At 44.6% G+C, this 18,713-nt stretch carries 13 protein-coding genes; 10 read left to right on the top strand and 3 right to left on the bottom strand.

The genetic code is table 11. From position 1 onward, the window contains the following. Positions 1 to 281: 281 nt before the first annotated feature. Entirely contained in the window at positions 282 to 3,026 is a 2,745-nt protein-coding gene (locus tag N39L_RS00485; RefSeq protein ID WP_014273958.1) for a phycobilisome rod-core linker polypeptide, read from the top strand. Positions 3,027 to 3,098: 72 nt separating this feature from the next. Here the strand turns inward: N39L_RS00485 and N39L_RS00490 are convergent, their stop codons facing one another. Then, entirely contained in the window at positions 3,099 to 3,719 is a 621-nt protein-coding gene (locus tag N39L_RS00490) for a DedA family protein (protein ID WP_006619786.1), read from the bottom strand. 301 nt (positions 3,720 to 4,020) lie between these two features. On the opposite strand from N39L_RS00490, the gene N39L_RS00495 reads away from it, so the two are divergent. The 8 genes from N39L_RS00495 (at position 4,021) to N39L_RS00530 (ending at position 12,206) form a co-directional block, all read left to right on the top strand. Then, positions 4,021 to 4,356 carry an STAS domain-containing protein gene (locus N39L_RS00495; protein WP_006619785.1) on the top strand — a complete coding sequence of 112 codons (336 nt, stop codon included), beginning with the start codon at positions 4,021 to 4,023 and terminating at the stop codon, positions 4,354 to 4,356. 50 nt (positions 4,357 to 4,406) lie between these two features. Next, positions 4,407 to 6,674, top strand: a complete 2,268-nt coding sequence (locus N39L_RS00500) for a protein-arginine deiminase domain-containing protein (RefSeq protein ID WP_006619784.1) — start codon at positions 4,407 to 4,409, stop codon at positions 6,672 to 6,674. A 43-nt stretch (positions 6,675 to 6,717) separates the two neighbouring features. After that, the gene (locus N39L_RS00505) at positions 6,718 to 7,290 is read left to right on the top strand and encodes a CPBP family glutamic-type intramembrane protease (RefSeq protein ID WP_006619783.1); all 573 of its coding nucleotides are present in this window, start codon (positions 6,718 to 6,720) and stop codon (positions 7,288 to 7,290) included. A gap of 29 nt (positions 7,291 to 7,319) precedes the next feature. Beyond that, positions 7,320 to 8,483: an AI-2E family transporter gene (locus tag N39L_RS00510; RefSeq protein WP_006619782.1), complete on the top strand. Its 1,164-nt coding sequence runs from the start codon at positions 7,320 to 7,322 to the stop codon at positions 8,481 to 8,483. Next, positions 8,473 to 9,387: a S66 peptidase family protein gene (locus N39L_RS00515; RefSeq protein WP_006619781.1), complete on the top strand. Its 915-nt coding sequence runs from the start codon at positions 8,473 to 8,475 to the stop codon at positions 9,385 to 9,387. The genes N39L_RS00510 and N39L_RS00515 overlap by 11 nt, the downstream gene beginning before the upstream one ends. A gap of 227 nt (positions 9,388 to 9,614) precedes the next feature. Further along, positions 9,615 to 10,415 (top strand): cistern family PEP-CTERM protein, encoded by an 801-nt coding sequence (locus tag N39L_RS00520; protein WP_006619780.1) that lies wholly within the window; start codon positions 9,615 to 9,617, stop codon positions 10,413 to 10,415. Positions 10,416 to 10,640: 225 nt separating this feature from the next. Next, on the top strand, positions 10,641 to 11,291 hold the full coding sequence (locus tag N39L_RS00525) for a PEP-CTERM sorting domain-containing protein (RefSeq protein WP_006616012.1): 651 nt from the start codon (positions 10,641 to 10,643) through the stop codon (positions 11,289 to 11,291). A gap of 267 nt (positions 11,292 to 11,558) precedes the next feature. After that, on the top strand, positions 11,559 to 12,206 hold the full coding sequence (locus N39L_RS00530; RefSeq protein ID WP_006616011.1) for a PEP-CTERM sorting domain-containing protein: 648 nt from the start codon (positions 11,559 to 11,561) through the stop codon (positions 12,204 to 12,206). A 949-nt stretch (positions 12,207 to 13,155) separates the two neighbouring features. Here the strand turns inward: N39L_RS00530 and N39L_RS00535 are convergent. Beyond that, positions 13,156 to 14,658 carry a hypothetical protein gene (locus tag N39L_RS00535; RefSeq protein WP_014273959.1) on the bottom strand — a complete coding sequence of 501 codons (1,503 nt, stop codon included), beginning with the start codon at positions 14,656 to 14,658 and terminating at the stop codon, positions 13,156 to 13,158. Between the two features lie 73 nt (positions 14,659 to 14,731). On the opposite strand from N39L_RS00535, the gene sfsA reads away from it, so the two are divergent. Further along, positions 14,732 to 15,463 carry a DNA/RNA nuclease SfsA gene (gene sfsA / locus N39L_RS00540; RefSeq protein ID WP_006618568.1) on the top strand — a complete coding sequence of 244 codons (732 nt, stop codon included), beginning with the start codon at positions 14,732 to 14,734 and terminating at the stop codon, positions 15,461 to 15,463. 51 nt (positions 15,464 to 15,514) lie between these two features. On the opposite strand, the gene N39L_RS00545 is transcribed toward sfsA, so the two are convergent. Next, positions 15,515 to 18,661: a HEAT repeat domain-containing protein gene (locus N39L_RS00545; RefSeq protein ID WP_014273961.1), complete on the bottom strand. Its 3,147-nt coding sequence runs from the start codon at positions 18,659 to 18,661 to the stop codon at positions 15,515 to 15,517. Positions 18,662 to 18,713: the final 52 nt, after the last annotated feature.

An 18,713-nucleotide genomic window follows, 5' to 3' on the forward strand; every position in this document is an offset into this window, starting at 1 on the left:
CAAAACTTATCGTTTTTTCTCAGATAAGTTCTGGTAAGTCTATACAATAGGTCTGGATACGCGATTTAATAAAATGCGAGGATTGCAGCCAAAAACATTTTAGCTGTAATTATCTGTAAAAAGATTAACCAGGTTAACAACTCAAGGAGCAATAGCCCCAGCCAGTTCAACTTGGCGGTGGAGTCTAAGTGATCCTTGAGCTTGGGTAGAATGACCTGTTATAGGGTGTATGTAATATGCCCGTAGTGTAATGACTGTGAATAGGGAGCGATAGAGATCGAATGAGTGTTAAGGCAAGTGGTGGCAGCTCAGTTGCGCGTCCGCAACTTTACAAAACCGTCCCAGTTTCAACAATTTCTCAAGCCGAACAACAAGATCGCTACTTGGGGAAAACTGAACTTAGTGATTTAGCAACTTACTTTAGTTCTGGGGCCAAACGTCTGGAGATCGCCCAAGTTCTCACCCAAAACGCAGAATTAATTGTGTCTAGGGCAGCTAACCGGATTTTTACGGGAGGCTCCCCTTTGGCGTTTTTGGAAAGACCCGAAGAGCCAGAAATGGCTATGGCTGCGGCGGGTAGTGGGGATATGGAAGTCGCCGAAGGGATGAAGCTGGGAACAATTTCCTATGTGGACAACCGGGGAGGTGGCTTCTTTGATGGTATAAAGTCCCTGTTCCAAGATTCAGGAACTGGCCCTGCAGTATTCCTGCCGCCGGGGTTCCGTCCCATTAATGTCTCCCGCTATGGTCCGGGAAATATGACTAAATCCCTGCGGGATTTGAGCTGGTTCTTGCGTTATACCACTTACGCGATCGTGGCGGGTGATCCTAATATCATCGCGGTTAACGTGCGTGGTTTGCGGGAAATTATCGAAAATGCCTGTTCTAGTGCGGCGACTTTGGTGGCCTTACAGGAAATGCGGCGATCGGCTCTGGGATATCTGCAAAATGACAAAGAAGGTCAGGAAATTGCCCTGCAATACTTCAATGTTCTGATTAGCGAATTTGAAGGCGCAACCCCTTCTAACAAAGTCCGTCAAGGTCAGAGTGTTGATCAGCAAGGCTTGGAATTGCCTCAGATTTACTTTAATGCGGCTGAGGCTCGCCAGAAGTTTGTGATGAAGTCGGGTATGTCTTCATCAGAAAAACTAGATGTGGTGAAAGCTGCTTATAGGCAGGTGTTTGAGCGTGATATTACCCGCGCTTATAGCCAAGGAATTTCTGACCTGGAATCCAAGTTTAAAAATGGCGAAATTAGCACTAAGGAGTTTATCCGTCGTTTGGGTAAGTCTCCTCTGTATCGCCAGCAGTTCTACTCGCGGTTTGTCAACAGCCGGGTGGTGGAACTGGCGGCGCGTCACTTCTTGGGACGGGGTTTGAGTTCTCCAGAAGAGTTTAGCAAATATTTTGCGATCGTCACTAAAGGCGGTTTGGCTGCTCTGGTGGATGCTATGGTTGATTCAACCGAGTATGCTGATTACTTTGGTGAAGAAACCGTGCCCTATCTGCGGGGTCTGGGTACGGAAGCCCAAGAGTGCCGCAACTGGGGTCCTCAAATTGACCTGTTTAACTACAGTGCGCCTTTCCGTAAGGTTCCGCAGTTTGTTACTCTGTTTGGTGACTATAAACAGCCTCTGCGAGATCAGCACGTCTATGGTATTGGTAACGATCCTTTAGAAATTCAGTTTGGGGCGATTTTCCCGAAAGAAACCCGCTCTCCCAAAAATCGTCCGGCTCCCTTTGGTAAGGATACTCGCCGGATTCTAATTCACAATGGAGCCGGAATTGATAACCAATTGAGCAACCCTGGCGCTCGTGGGAATGCTCCGGGTTCTCTCGGTCCCAAGGTGTTTAAGCTCGATCAACTTCCCGGTGGTTATATTTCGAGTAAATTTAGCAACAAGGGTGGGAACAGTGGCGCTAGTGTTAAGTTCTCTGAAAGTTCCACTCAGAAGGTGATCCGAGCGGCTTATTTGCAGGTGTTTGGTCGGGAACTCTATTCTGGTCAGCGCCAAACTGTGGCTGAGATTAAGCTGGAAAATGGGGATATCACGGTTCGGGAGTTTATCCGCATTCTGGCGAAGTCTGATGTGTTCCGCAATATGTATTGGACTTCCCTTTATGTTTGTAAGGCGATCGAATACATTCACCGCCGTCTGTTGGGACGACCCACCTATGGACGACAGGAAATGAATTCCTACTTTGACCTTTGCTCTAAAAAGGGTTTCTATGCTCTGGTGGATGCCATTATTGATTCCGTTGAGTATAACGAAGCCTTTGGGGAAGATACTATTCCCTATGAGCGTTATCTGACTCCGGGTGGTCTGTCTCTGCGTTCTATGCGTGTGGGAACCCTGGCTGAGAAGATGACTATGGTTAAAGACGAACCTACTCCCAGGTTTGTGGAGTTGGGAACTCCTACTGACCAGATGAAAGGTGAACTGGAAATCGATAACCAGATTAAACAGGGAGTTAACAAGCGTCGCGAACAGTCTAAGGTGTTTAAACTCACCAATGTGACTGATAAGGTGGCGCTCCAAACTACAATTGGTGCTATCTATCGGCAGATTTTCGAGCGAGATATTGACCCCTATGTTACTAAGAAAGAGTTTACCGCTCTCGAAAGTAAACTTGGTAATGGCGAAATTACCGTTAAGGAGTTCGTCGAAGCCTTGGGAGCTTCTGCTTTGTATATCCGCGAGTTCTACACTCCCTATCCCAATACTAAGGTGATTGAGTTGGGAACTAAGCACTTCTTGGGTCGCGCTCCCCTTAATCAGGCGGAGATTCGCAAGTATAACCAAATCTTGGCTTCTCAGGGTCTGAAGGCGTTTATTGGCGCAATGGTTAACAGCATGGAGTATGCTCAGGTGTTTGGCGAGGATACTGTTCCTTATCGGCGTTTCCCCACGCTTCCTGCTGCTAATTTCCCCAATACAGAGCTGCTTTACAACCAGTTGACCAAACAAAATGATGAACTGGTCGTTCCTAGTTTTGAGCCGGTTTTGGCTAACGATCGCAGCTAGAGCTAATTTGAGCCTCTGTTAATTTTACCTAGGTTCCCCGTTCATAGGAGAGCGGGGATTTTTTTTGTATCCCTAAATATTTTTCGCCTGGCGAGACTCCCACCACATGGGAATCACAAACCAAGCCACCACCAATAACAGAGCAATGATCGCAAATTCACCCACCCAAGAAACTAATTGGGGTAAAGGGACAACCTGACCGACAAAATAGGCAAGGCTAACCATTACAGAAGCCCAGAGTATCGCCCCAGCACCATTACATAGAAAAAATTTCCAGTATTTCATCCCAGCAATTCCGGCTAGGGGGCCGGCAAAAATTCGCAGGAGGGCCACAAATCTACCTAAAAAAACGGCCTTAGCTGCATTTTGGCTGAATTGGTCTTTGACTTCAATTAGTTGTTCTTCCTTGATGCGGAATAACTTACCCAATAAACACAAAAACGGCCAACCACCCCAGCGCCCTACCCAGTAACCGCAGTTATCCCCTAGGATGGCACCTGCGATCGCACAACCGAGAACCCACCAATAGTTAAGTTCTCCACTCCCGGCTAGGAATCCCCCCACCAGTGTGATAGTTTCTCCCGGTAGAGGAACCCCGGCATTTTCTAGGGCGATACCGCCGAAAACCGCCCAATAGCCATATTCATGGGCGATCGCCTTAATTGTTTCCAGTGATACAACTTCAAAGGACATTCAATGGTGTCTTCATATTTTTTTCGCAATTCTTTACAATAGTATAATATTTTTAGCTATATTGCATTCGATAACCGCCATAGCTGTGGTGGTTAATCTCGGGGGAACTCTCCCCTGGGTGTGGCAGGGGCGATCGCCAACACACATTTTTTGTTACCTACGACAACATATTTGGCACCTCGGTCAGATACCATGTAGTTGTCACCAGGGGAATCTTTCCTATAACTACCTCGTCTAAAGGCAAGTGTGGTAGGTTGACCAAAAACTTTTCAAAAATTCATTAGACATAGGAGAAATAGTCATGAGTGCTAACAAACCCTGGATCATTCGGCCTCAGAATAAATTAGATTCCCAAGGTTCAGAAGAACTGAAAAAACAGTTTTTGTCAATCACTTATGAACCACCCAGACTTTGGATCATAGATATGAGCCATGTAGAATTTATCGATAGTTCTGGTTTGGGGGCTTTAGTGGTGGCTCAAAAAACAGCTAAAAAATTGGGTTGTCGTTTAGTGGTTTGCCACCTGGGGGATGTGGCTAAGATGGTATTGGAAATTACCCAACTAGATAGGGTGTTTGAAATTGTGGATAACATCGATGAAATTTCCGCCAATCCTCAAACTTTGCTTTCTGCATAAATCCCACTGCCTTTCTGGTAAAATCAATGTCGTCGCTTGAGGAGTTAACTATGGGGTGGATGCGGTACATAGCGATGGCATTAGTCAATACATTGGGCGTTGTGGTGGGGATTATCTTAGTACCCGCGCCTCATGCAGTGGCTCAACTAGCAGCGGAGACAGAGGGGCCTGTAGAATATAAGATCTGGGAATTGGAAACTCGCTTATCGGAATATGGCAGAACTTCCTCTAGCTTAGATCGCTTAGAAACAGTGCGGGAAAATCCCCAATCTGTGGCTCAATTATATGAATTACGCGATCGCCTACAAGCCCAACTTGACCAAGTATCTGGCCCCCCTGACCCCCTGGTAGTTCAGGAAGCCTGGCAATATGAACTACAACTGCAACAATATCAGAGTTGGCGGCAAGCCCTACGCCAAACCGAAAGCCGCATTCGTAACGAAGAAAAAGCCAGCCAACACTGGAAACAAGCCTCCCAATTAGCACTCGAAGCAGTCGAAATTGGCAAATATCCTAACCCCACCGTCAAGGATTGGGAAATGGCACAACAGTTGTGGATAGGTGCGATCGACTCCTTGCGACAAATTCCCGCAGATAGTTTAATTCAACCCCAAGCCATTGACAAAATTGTTGAATACCAGGGCTATTTAGCCATTGTCACCTATCAACGAGCCCTAGCTAGTCAACCAGAAGCTGAACCGACCGCTACTACAGGAGAAATTGCTCAGTTTTCTGTCGCTGAACCCAAGTTTCCCGGTTTTGCTCTCCATGCTGATGTTAACCGAGATGGGGTAATTGATGCTCTCGACAAAATGCGCCCTAGCCAATGGTCATTATCTGCTGGACCCTTAATTCTGTTTAATAATGATGATGACGATCGCAGTGGTATTCCCGACAGTCACGATCGCATTGTTAATGGCGAATATGATGAGGCAGATTTAGCCCAAATTCACTTTAAGATTTCCGAAGAATATCAAGACGCAGATATATATATTAGCGTTGATGAAGCCTCCCGCCGCCGGATTAATATGTTCCAGAAAACTATTGGCGGCTGGAAATATATTGATTTGTCCGGTGCTTCTCCCCTGGAATTTAGCCCTACTATTATCCTCGGTGTGGAAGCTAAACAATTCGCTGATGGTCAATGGAGTGGCTTGGTCAATGTCAAAGCGATCGCCCGTAAAAATGACACAGAAATCGCCTCTGACCAAATCCAAATGGGTGTCGCACCTTGGATTATGTCTCCTAATACCGCCCCCGTTTCCCAGGTACATATAAGCGATCGCGGTGTGAATCAAGACGTAGTAGAAGCCCTACAAGATGCGATCGCTCCCACCGGAACCCCCACCCGTATTACCCCAGGAGAAACCGTCTGGATGCGAGATAGCACCGCCATTGGCTATGTACAATTTCCCAGTCCTGATGGTTTGCGTCAATACAATGTAGCTTTAAGTCCCCCTGGCGGTGGTGATTATGCCAGATCCTTATTAGGGCGAAATTTTGGTTGGGCTGAAATAGGAGAACCCCGCGAAATTGACTCCCCAAATCAATGGTTAGATTTCTATGGCAACCTTAATGTTACCCCACCTCTTCCCGGCTATCCTATGGGGCGTATTTACTACGGAAAAGCCGACGGCGAAACTATCAATCCCGATATTTTAGCCTTTTTAGAAGCCCAACAAGTTCAGTGGCCCCCCGTAGAAATTGACACATCTTGGTTAATTACTCGCCAAGTAGATGAACTAATTACATTTGTTCCGACAGCATCAGGTAAACCCTTAATGCTAGTCGTTAGTCCCCAAGAAGGGGTAAATTTATTGCGGCAATTAGCCCAAACCGGTTACGAAGGCGCAGCAATTAATCGCAGTTTAAGCACCCAAACCACAGTGAGAGCCGCCCTGAATAATGAACTATTAATTCAGCATAATTTGAGGTTGCATCGTGACAAAATCACCCCTTTAATTAATCAGTTAAAAGAGGAATTTAAACTTAATGATGAGCAAATTGTGGAAGTCCCAGCCATGTTTGGTTATACCGGATATGCTTGGTGGCCGAACCCGGTTAATTCGGTGTTTGTCAATGGCAAATTATTGGTGTCTGACCCGCGAGGGGCTTTGATTGATGGCCGAGATTACACCCAGGAAGACTTGCAGCGAAGATTAGCGATCGCTGGTCTTGAGATCACATTTTTAGATGATACTTATTACCAAAACCTCCGAGGTAGTCTTAACGCTGGTTTAAATACTACCAGAATCGGAGAAGAACAGGCTTTCTGGGAATCCTTCACCCAACAGTTAGGACAATTTAGCCAACGCTAACAAATAGCTATGGCGATCGCCTAAATTTAGAGGTGCTTATCAAATGTCCATTTTGGCAAATCTCTTAAACCGTTTAGCAATGGCCACAGCCCTTCCCACCCCATCAGATTGGTGGATTTTAGCCGCCACCTTTCTGGTTTATAGTGCGATCGCCCTTCCCCTCGGCTTCTCCATGAATTTTCTCAAATGGAACCCCATAGATTTTCACCCCCTGCGACTCCTAGGGGCTATGATTTGGCTATTTATCACCCCCGCACTGCTTGAGGAAACCCTCTTTCGCGTGCTGTTAATACCTCCCCCCACAGAAGCTCTCTCGCCCCTGATATGGCTATTTTGGGCGGCTTTCAGCCTCATTCTGTTTATAATTTCCCACCCCATCGCCGCTTTAACTTATAATCGAGCCGGAAATCCTACCTTTTGCCAAACCCCATTTTTAAGTTTAGCTACAATTTTGGGATTAGCTTGCACGATCGCCTATACTTTAACCGGGTCTTTGTTAATTCCAGTTTTGTTTCACTGGTTGGTAGTAGTGGTTTGGTTGTTTCTGTTAGATGGCGAACATAAATTATCTGCAAATTTACAGGCAAAATCAGATAATCTAACACCATCATCATAGTTGGCAAGCGCATCAATGGGAGTTAAATAGTGAAACTTGGAGATTGGATCGCCTTTTTATTTCTAGCCATTTCCCTAACCATTTTATGGGAATTTCGACATATTCTCTTACTGTTATTTACTTCAGTTATCTTGGCGATCGCCCTTAATGGTTTAGTGCGCTGGCTACAACGATTTAGGCTGAGTCGCGGTAAAGCCGTCTTCCTAGCTATCAGCTTAGTTTCCTTTTTGGGCATTATGTTTTTTAGTCTAATTATGCCTCCCTTTTTAGACCAGTTTCAACAACTGCTCAACTTGGTTCCTAGAGGCTATGAAAGATTCAGCCGTTGGATTGATTTAACCCTCCAACAACCTCCGATTTGGCTCCCAGAAATTAACTTGAGACTCCCCGGCTTTACCGAAATTGCTAGACAAGTTGGGCCCCTTGCTCAGAATATCCTCGGCAATTTCTTCGCCGTCTTTAACTTCTCCGTTAACACACTCCTACAGGGTCTATTAATCTTTGTTTTTACCCTCATGTTAGTCGCCAATCCCGCCTCCTATCGGCGGCTAGTGGTGCGCTTATTTCCCTCCTTTTATCGCCGCCGAGCCGATGAAATTTTGGGTCTCTGTGAAATTTCCCTCTTGCAGTGGATGCGCGGAATTGCCATTAACTCTGTGTTTATCGCTACTCTGAGTTATATCAGTTTAACCATATTAAATGTCGAATTTGTTCTCGCCCATGCCTTGTTAGCTGGCGTGTTTAACCTAGTTCCGAATATCGGCCCCACCTTGAGTGTCGTATTTCCCGTTTCCGTCGCTCTTTTAGACTCCCCCGGTAAAGCCTTTTTAGTCTTGGTCGCATATATTATTATTCAGAACTTGGAGAGTTATTGGTTCAGTCCCATGATTATGCAGAGACAAATTTCTCTACTCCCAGCCGCTACCTTGATGGCACAATTGTTTTTTGCCAGATTTCTGGGATTTGGGGGTTTGGTTCTCGCCCTTCCTTTGGCCGTCGTCACCAAAACTTGGTTGGAACAAGCCGTATTAAAGGATATTTTTGATAACTGGACTTTGAGTCAACCTATACTCGAAAGTTCCGATATTTCCGAATCTGATCAGGTGTTAATAGCAGCAGACACCCCCCCAGAATTACCCGATAGTTCCCCTAATGATTCTACTCAGGAGGATGATAGCGACCATGACATTTGAGGAGTTAAAACCCGGCGATCACTTGCGCGTCATTGCTCCGAGTGGCAAAATTCGGGAACCATTATCTGTAGAAACAGGTTTAGATATTTGGCGATCGCAAGGATATCAAATTAGCCTCACTTCTGGTTACGATCGCAGTTGGGGTTATTTCGCCGGAACCGATAGCGATCGCCGCCGTCAACTCTTAGATGCCATTGGCGATGACTACAGCCGAGGTATTCTCTGTGCTAGGGGAGGCTATGGCGCGACTAGACTCCTGGAAGGGTTGTCTATTGCTGATATTCCCCCCTCCACTAACCCCAAGTTTTTAATCGGGTTTTCTGATATTACCGCCCTATTGTGGGCTTTGTCCCGACAGGAAAATATTTTAGGCATTCATGGCCCGGTTTTAACCACTTTAGCCCAAGAACCTGATTGGGCGATCGCTCGTTTATTTGACTATCTAGCAGGTAAACCCTTAAAACCTCTCCACGGAGACGGGTGGGGCGGCGGTAAAGTACGCGGTCGCCTATTTCCTGGTAATTTAACTGTGGCTACCTATCTATTAGGAACCCCCCACCAACCGGATTTAACTAATGCTATCCTCGCCTTTGAGGATGTCAACGAGGAACCCTACCGCCTAGATAGAATGTTAACCTACTGGCGCACCATAGGAGCCTTTGAGGGTGTCCTTGGTATCGCCTTGGGGCGCTTTAGTCAGTCCGGGTCTCCCTTTAACTCCCCTGGGGATTTTTCCGTAGAACAAGTATTGCGCGATCGCCTTTTTGACCTGAATATCCCCATTGTCGCTAATCTTAGCTTTGGTCACGACGGCCCCAACGCTATTTTACCTGTCGGCTTACAAGTAGAATTAGATGGCGATCGGGGTATTTTAACTTGGCCAACAAATTCCCCCTCATACTGATAGCTTGAGCCGTGCTTTTTTACCACATATTTAGCGATTAGTCAATCATCCTGTCAAAGATTTACAATTGACCATATTATGTAAAGATAAGCGATCGACTTTGTAAAATTATAGACAAATTGCCTCCGATCATCTTTTTTTTCCTTCAATTTCATATATATATCACTTATGTAGTTAATATTTTTGATTACTACAAACATCCTTTCAACTAAAACCTATTCCCACCCATGAAAACAAATTATTTATTTGGTACAGCTTTATTAGCCACCAGTGTAGCCATCGTTTCTTCCGCATTTTTACCCGCTGCCGCCTTTAATATTACCAGAACCGGAGATCAAGCCGGAAATCCCCAACAAGACCTGTGGCAGGTCGGAGTTACCACCAATGATATAGGATCAACCTTTCGGATTGATTGGTTTTTGGATAAAAATTTTGATGGTTCCGGCGGCCTGAGTCAAGACCTGAGTGCATTTTCTACCTTTAAGGTTGATAGCTTTACCAGTAGCTATCTCGACCTGACCATCAATATTAGCAACACCACAGCACTCACCCAAACATTTACCGAAGCTGGTATTGTTAGTTTTGGATTCGGTATCGACCCCAACGCCACCAGTGTTGAACTCCTACAAAGTGGCACTAACTTCAGTGGGGCTCAAGTTAGGAGCGGTCAACAAACCTTCCCCGGTGGTTTTAAACAAATTGACATCTGTATTTTCACCCAGGGTTGTAATGGTGGTTCCCAGAACAGTGCTTTAGCTGCTGGTGCATCTGATAGTCTACGATTAAGGATTGGAGGCGACTTTACCAACGGGACCACTACCATTGGCGCGAACCTCCTTGATTTTCCCGTTAAATTCCAAACTACTGACGGTAGCTTTGAATTAGCTGGCGCAGGCGGCGGTGTAGACAATATCGAACAAGTCCCCGAACCTCTGACTATTTTGGGTACAGGTATGGCTTTGGGTTTTGGCAGTATGTTCAAGCGTGAACACGACAAGAAGAAAAAGCAATCTAGCCTCAAAGCCTAAGCGCCTCTCTGTTGTCGCCCTATGTCATGTCAGTATTTTTAACTACAGACACTGGGGCGCATCAGTAATTTTACGGGTCATGCTTTACAAAACCCCCTTTAATGTGAAGCTGAACCGTATTTTTATGTAATGTCTTCGTAAAATCAGCTTTTAGGGGTAGACAGTAACTGTGGGGACTTGCCAGAATGCAGTTATAGCAAGTTATTAACACAGGACACACCGAGAATGAATTTATCAAATCAAATTAAATTTGCTGCCATTGCTGCATCTGTTGCCAGCGTATCTGTTTTAACCAGCTCACCCGCTGAAGCTGTTACATTTAATATTGGCGATCGCTTTACCGCCAACGCCCAATTTACATTAGTCGGAGATTCTTCCACATCTCTATTTTTTGACTTCCTCGACGTAGACGGCAACACTGGTGGGCCGGGGAACTTCGGCATTGATAACTTTACTGCTGTGGGTTCTTTTGTAGACTACACCACAGGTTCCCAAGTTCGCTCAGAATATACCATTCAAAACGTTGATTTTGGTAGCGCCACCCAAGTAGCCAACTTCTTAACCTTTAATGATGGTCTTGGCGGTTTAGATGAGTGGTCTATGGATTTGACATCCATCAATGTCGTCAGCGATAGTGCTGTTAATAATATGCGGTTTGTCGATATTTATGCCACAGCCCTGTTTAGAGGCGATAATGTAGCACAAGGTGGCGGCGGCTATCAAGGCTTGATCAGAATTGACCGCGAATTCAATACCGCACAATTTGATTTTGAAGTTACTTCTGTCCCCGAACCCATGGGCATTATTGGCGCTGGAGTCGCTTTCGGAATGATGGCTGGCTTGCTGAAACGTCAACCCTCCAAAAAGGAAAGCTAAGGCTATCAACAGCCTGTTAAGGTTTCTCACCAGTTGACATATACTAAGCCTGCCCGTCAGAAACATCAACCTAGGGGCGGGTTTGTTTTTCGGTTGGGGTCATACCGTGATTTTACGGTTGCTGCTTTACAAAACCCCCTTTTATGTGAAGCTGAACCGTATTTTTATGTAATGTGTTGATAAAATGCCCTAAGTGTGCTAGACATTGGCCTGGAGAGTTGCCATACTAAAAGCATAATTCTTTTAGGAAAATAGGGTTGACAGAAGATGAAACTACAACATCAGGTCCAATGTGCCACAGTTTCTCTATCCATTGCTAGTCTATCATTCCTAGCTGCTGCACCCGCTCAAGCCTTGACTTTTTCCCCAGGCGATCGCTTTACAGCCAACTCCATTTTTACCGTAATTGGCGATAATAGCACCTCCCTAAATTTCGACTTCCTAGATGCTGCTGGTAATGCCGGGGGTCCTACTGGTAATTTTGGTATTGATAACCATACAGCTACAGGGGTTTTTGTTGACTATACCACTAATTCAGCAATTGACTCTCGTTATATCATTAGAGATACAGACTTCGGCAGCACTAATCAAGTTATTGATTTCTTGCGCTTTGATGACGTGGGCGGTTTATCTGAATGGTCTATGGATTTAAGATCAATTAGTATTGAGGATGACTTCATCTCAGGTAGTATGAGGTTTGTTAATATCGCGGCTGAAGCCCTATTTAAAAGCGATAATCAAGTTAAAGGTACAGGTGGTTTTCAAGGCTTAATTAGAATTGACCAAACCAACAACACTGCACAATTTGATTTTGAGACTACTGCGGTTCCAGAACCTTTTACCATCTTGGGAACTGGTTTAGCCTTCGGTATCGCTGGTTTACTCAAACGTGAATATGACAAAAAGAAAGGCTAAGATAATTGATAATGGTGGGTGGGGGCGGGTTTATTTATCCCCTGGTGGTCCGATTTAATTGACCGTGGAACCCGCCCCTACATATTGGTAATGATAATTGATAATGGTGATAATGGCGGGTGGGGGCGGGTTTATTTATCCCCTGGTGGTCCGATTTAATTGACCGTGGAACCCGCCCCTACATATTGGTAATGGTGGGTGGGGGCGGGTTTATTTATCCCCTGGTGGTCCGATTTAATTGACCGTGGAACCCGCCCCTACATATTGGTAATGGTGGGTGGGGGCGGGTTTATTTATCCCCTGGTGGTCCGATTTAATTGACCGTGGAACCCGCCCCTACATATTGGTAATGATAATTGATAATGGCGGGTGGGGGCGGGTTTATTTATCCCCTGGTGGTCCGATTTAATTGACCGTGGCACCCGCCCCTACATATTAATAATGATAATTGGTAATGGCGGGTGGGGGCGGGTTTATTTATCCCCTGGTGGTCCGATTTAATTGACCGTGGCACCCGCCCCTACATATTGGTAATGGTGGGTGGGGGCGGGTTTATTTATCCCCTGGTGGTCCGATTTAATTGACCGTGGAACCCGCCCCTACATATTGGTAATGATAATTGATAATGGTGATAATGGTGGGTGGGGGCGGGTTTATTTATCCCCTGGTGGTCCGATTTAATTGACCGTGGAACCCGCCCCTACATATTGGTAATGATAATTGATAATGGTGATAATGGTGGGTGGGGGCGGGTTTATTTATCCCCTGGTGGTCCGATTTAATTGACCGTGGAACCCGCCCCTACATATTGGTAATGATAATTGATAATGGTGATAATGGCGGGTGGGGGCGGGTTTATTTATCCCCTGGTGGTCCGATTTAATTGACCGTGGAACCCGCCCCTACATATTGGTAATGGTGGGTTTATTAAATGATAAATGATAAATTATCAATTAACTAACTGTTGACCTCTGTGGTAAATTTCCCTGGCGTAGTCCGTCCACATTCCCTGTCCCCAATAGCGAAAACAACTGGTTTGTAATAGTAGGTTATATAACAAGGCTTGCTGATAGTCTGGTTGGCGGGTTGTGGTGGGGTCTTGCTTAACTAGGGGGTCATATTTGCGGTGAAAATCAGCACTAAGTTGGTTCATGGGTTCCAATACGTTTTCATATCCTTTTACCCAGCTTAGATGATTAGTCCACGATGCACCATCTATATGAAATTGGGGGTCTGTTTCCTGTAAATGAGCGATCGCATTTTCCACAGCTTCCGGCGTAATAGAATCTACCTTTTCCCAAATTCGATGCTGTTGTATCGCCTGACAAGTCGGGTAGTCTTCTGGCTGCACTCCCGCCGCTTCTAACACTTCTAAATATTCCGTACCATTTAAACCTACAACCCCAGGAGTTCCCCGACCATTATTTTTAATCTGAGACCAGAGAGGGATAAAATCCCTAGGGTATTCATTCATCATCACGCCGCCATTTTCCCCGTCAGCAATTTGAGTCACACAACTGGGAACCATGTATTCCCCTAATTTTTGTAATCCCCGACCATTGGCTTCATGATAGGGTTGCATTTGTGCCACTAATTTGGTATCAGAACCCTGGGTTTTAATTAAGGCAATTATACTAACTGTTTCTCCCTGCGAATTGCGGGCGATTAAACGATTGGGAATATATTTATCATCATGATGCAGTGGGGAACCGTCTAGGCGTTCTACCGAATGTTCCTGCACCATTAACCATTTATAACCACATTCTTTGAGGGATTTAATATATTCATAGAGTGTATCAGGATGGTTGGGGAGGTGCATTTCTGGGGGTGAAAAACCTTTGACTCTGGCTAAAGCATCCTTGCCAAAAATAGCGGCAAAATGATGTTGCCAAGCCTGAATATGTAATTTGATATCACGAATTGGAGTGGAGGGAATGACTGCATGACTCCACATAGTGCCCAACCATTCCACATTCACCCAGTATTGGGGGTTACAGGTAATATTTTTGAGGGTGTCTAGGATATCATTTCGCCCGATTTGTTGCAGTCCCCATAGCAAGTTACCGGAATAGTCTAACATAATCCGAGGATGACAGCCATTGGCTACTAATTCGGGGATAAATTCCCCCATACGTTTATAACACCAAGCGAAGGGTTCGGCGTTATGATTATCGCCTTGGTGGGGGTGTTCAAACATATATTGCAGGTTGCTAATTAATGCGCCATTTTCGCCCGCTGGAATGGTGGGTTGGTGCATATGGAGGGCGCAAGCAAATCCGGCGGTAGTTTGGTCTAGGTTGAGGTAGCTAAGGGGTTGAAAAAGGCGATCGCTATGATTCACTACGGCGGTGATATCTGCTTCCCAACCGCAAATATTAGGTAATCCATATCGGATGGCTTCTAAAGTGGGGAAATGATTGGGCTGGGAGGGCGACTGGGCGGTAGTGGTCATATTTGGTCTATCCTAATTTCGCCAATTTACTGTTAAAATTATAACTCAGTTTAGGATTATTTTGCAAGTCATCATGAGCGAATCTTTGATTTATTCATTAGGGGAACTTTATGGAGGGGTGTTAATTAAGCGCTATAAACGACTTATAGCAGATATTAAGTTAAATTCTGGGGAGGTGATTGTCGCCCATTGTCCCAATACTGGCCCGATGACGGGGGTTTGTATTCCCGAAAATCCGGTGATGGTGTCGAAGAGTGATAACCCTAAGCGCAAATTAGCCTACACTTGGGAATTAATCCAAGTGGGAGATCATCAACCTACTTGGGTGGGAATTAATACGAGTCTTCCTAATCGAATTGTGGCGATCGCTTTGCAAAAACACTTATTTTCTCAGTTGGGGGGATATACAAATGTGAGGCGAGAAGTTAAATATGGCGTGGGGGGTAAAAGTCGGGTTGATTTTCTGTTAGAAGGAGACGACCAACTGATTTATCTGGAGGTCAAAAATACTACCTGGTGTCAGGGGGATTTGGCTTTATTTCCTGATACGGTAACTGAGAGAGGACAAAAACATTTAAGGGAGTTAATTGATATTGTGAAGGGTGGCGATCGGGCGGTAATGTTGTATTTTATTAATCGTGGAGATTGTCCGAAATTCGCGCCCGGAGATGCAGCAGACCCGGTTTATGGGAGTTTATTTAAGGAGGCGATCGCGGCGGGAGTCGAAATTCTGCCCTGTCGTTTTGATGTGACTCCCCAAGGGGTTAAATATTTGGGATTAGCGGAGTTATTGACGGCTAATTAAAGGGGATAATTATCAGGGGTTTTGATGTATAATCACCCCTGATAGGGCTATTTAACGGGCGGTTAAGTTGACATCCCGCAGGCGCTGGCTGAGGAATTTACAAATTTCCCAAAGAATTTGGGGGCGCTGGGTTACTAAACTTACAAAACGGGTTTTTTCTAAGGTGAGTAATACACAATGTTCAGCAGCGATCGCATTAGCTGATCGCAAAAAGTCTTCAAACAAAGAAATCTCGCCAAAATGTTGACCTGCTTCTAATAGGGCTAACTCTTTTTCCTCCCCTTCAACTTCTCGGACAATGCGGACTTTTCCCTGGACAATAATATAAAAACGTTCTCCCAAAGTTCCCTCGGAAAAGATAATTTCTCCGGGTAAATATTCGGCGGACTCCAAAGCATTATCAATTAGCAAAATTTCATCTAAGGACAAGGTTTGAAATAGGGAAACATTTTTGAGTAACAGTAAGCGGTCAATCATAAAATTCTCCGAAATTGATAACTGCTGAGGTTTTAATACTAAAGATTGGGCGATTTTACTGATAATCGGGTCAGGGTCAGATTGAGCGATCGCCCCAGGAATACCCGCAAAAGCCATCAAAGCCCCCATTTTTAACCAATGATTGTTGGTCTCTAAAACCTCCAATAAAACCGAGTATTTTTTAATATTAGAAATTCCCTGAGAAGCGGTGAGATTTTCTCCGGTTGCCATTTTTTCTAACAGTGGCATTAGAGGACGAAGAAACCGCCCTTGTTTCAAAGAAACCAAGGTTTCCACGGCATGAGAACGCGCTCTTTTATCAGAACTTGATAACAAAACTTTAGCAGCATTGACAGTTGATTCTTGTCCCAAACTAGAGAGGATATAAAATACTCGTTCAATTATAGAATTTTGGTAGTCTATGATAGCGACTTGCAACATTTCAAAAAGGGAGTTATCAGCATCAATATGTTGTTGCCATATCCGGGTGCGATTAATCAATTTTAAGTCGGACTGGATAAAATTATAAAGAATATTCTCAGCGGTTTTTGTCCGCACCAAACCAATAGCTAAAATCGCGGATTTCACGACTTCAGGACGGGATGATAAAAGGTAATATCGCGATACTGCTAATCCTTGATTACCATAACAACTCAGAGTTTTAGCCGCCTGTTGTCTGACGGCGATATCCTCATCTTCCAAATAGCGAGAAACTGTAATTAACCATTGTTGATCATCAATTTTCTGGAAAACCTGTAAAGCTGCTATCCTCACGGAAGGGCTATTGTGATTAAGTTCATATGCGGCAATTTGTCCGCATTTAAGAGGTTCATAATCGCACAATTCAACCAAAGCCAATAAACCCTTACGCTTAATATCTGGGGGGGCATTTTTCAGGACTTCTGTTAACAGAGGAATTAGTTTAGGGTTACGACTTTCTCCCGCCGCCCTTAATAATGCTCTCCGGGTAGGAATATCGGGTTGAGTGGGACAAACTTGGTGATAAAGTTCTTGAATTGAACCATCAATTTCAATCTGAGAAATAGCCACACAAGCCAAGGCGCGCACTTCGGAACTTTCATCCTGTAATAAGGTTTGTAGGCGACTCGCAGACAGGGGGGAACCTGTGGCGATATACAATTCTAAAGCCATACTGCGGACTTTCGGTTTGGGGGAAGATAGGAGGCTTTTAAATTCCAGGTTATTGCCCATATTTTTAGTGGTAAATAACCGAATGACAGCCCGACGCACTTGGTCATCAGCATTGACCCAAATATTTTCAATATCAGATGAAAAATCCCTGGGGTTTTCGAGATAAGGAAGTAACTCTAATCCTAACACTTGATTTTGCGGGTTCTTATCTTGGAGAAGCTGGCGCACTTCTGGGCGATATTTATTGGAGAGATACAACCCATCTTCCACTCTACTTAGGTTAACTGACCCTGACCGTAACATTCCCAAAAGTGATTGGACATAGCTTTTTCCGGTGAAGTAACCAATAACTACTAAGAAACCACTGAGAATTACTCCTACCCACACGACTTGATAGGGGTTAATCCATCCTAAAAATACCATTAGAATTATGCCAGCTATAGATTGTCCTAATGGGGAAAATAAACCCTCTCCCCACACGCGCAACCTACCGCCAAACCTAGTCGGAACGGCATTATAATTAAGGTTGGTGAGAGGCAGGAAAATACTATAAAATAGGGTTCTATAGGTAAGCTGCATTCCGACGGCGGCGGTGAGATTATAGCTAAATAAGAGTCCGATAAAACTGCCTAATAACATGACAGGATAGACTAAGTTAGTCCGAGGAACTCCTAATTTTTTGATTAGGGGAGTTGTCCCTACAGAAATAATCAGAAATTGAATGGCGGTTAGGGCGGCGGTAATATACCCTAAAAAGGTGGCGAGTTCCTGTTTATCGGGGAATTCTTGTCTATAAATAGTGGAATATTGAAATTCTCCAATACCTCGGACTAGGGCGGTTCCAAATACGTTAGCAATTAGAAAAATAATAATGGGATAGTGGCGGGAGAGTTTGCTTAAAGTCTGCCAGGTTTCTGACCAATTGGAAGTCTGGGTTTTGGGTTTTTGATATTCGGTAGGTAGGGGGTTTTGATGGGATTCTAAATAATAAATTTGACCGATGGATATACCATAACAAATAGGGAGCAATAATAGCTGATTTTCTAGGGTAACTATATCGGATATGAGGGCGACCAAAATACTGCCAAATAAATATCCTGCGGTGGTTCCCAGGTAGATAATAGCTGTGTATTGTTTAAGTTCTAAGTTGGTGAAATAGTCTGATAAAAGTGTCCAAAACTCGATGCGGAATTGCAGAATATAGATTAACCAAATGAAAATGTATAGGGTGAAATAAATGGGGATTAAGTCGAGGTTGATAAATAGCCGAATACCGATGATTAAGACGGCCGCGACGGCTAAGACAATGCGAAACAGTCGCGGACGGTTGAAGCGGTCTATGATGGCGGTAAAACCACCGGAAACTACCATTAAAATTAATGGCATGATGATGAAAAATAAAGGGAGACTTTCGGCGCCGGCTTTGGCTAAAAATAGCGATCGCCCTAAGGTCATACCAATGGCTTGGGCGACCATTATGGTAAATCCTAACAGGACAAAATGGATTAGCAATTCAGTCTGAGACCCGGACTTGATCAGCTTTTGTCTAATTAATCTAATTAGCCTCATATATGACCCGAAGTAGATGCCGATCGCATTTTAGCCTACCCGATTAGTTAAT

This window comes from Limnospira platensis NIES-39, from assembly GCF_026000695.1.
Classification (GTDB): domain Bacteria; phylum Cyanobacteriota; class Cyanobacteriia; order Cyanobacteriales; family Microcoleaceae; genus Limnospira; species Limnospira platensis.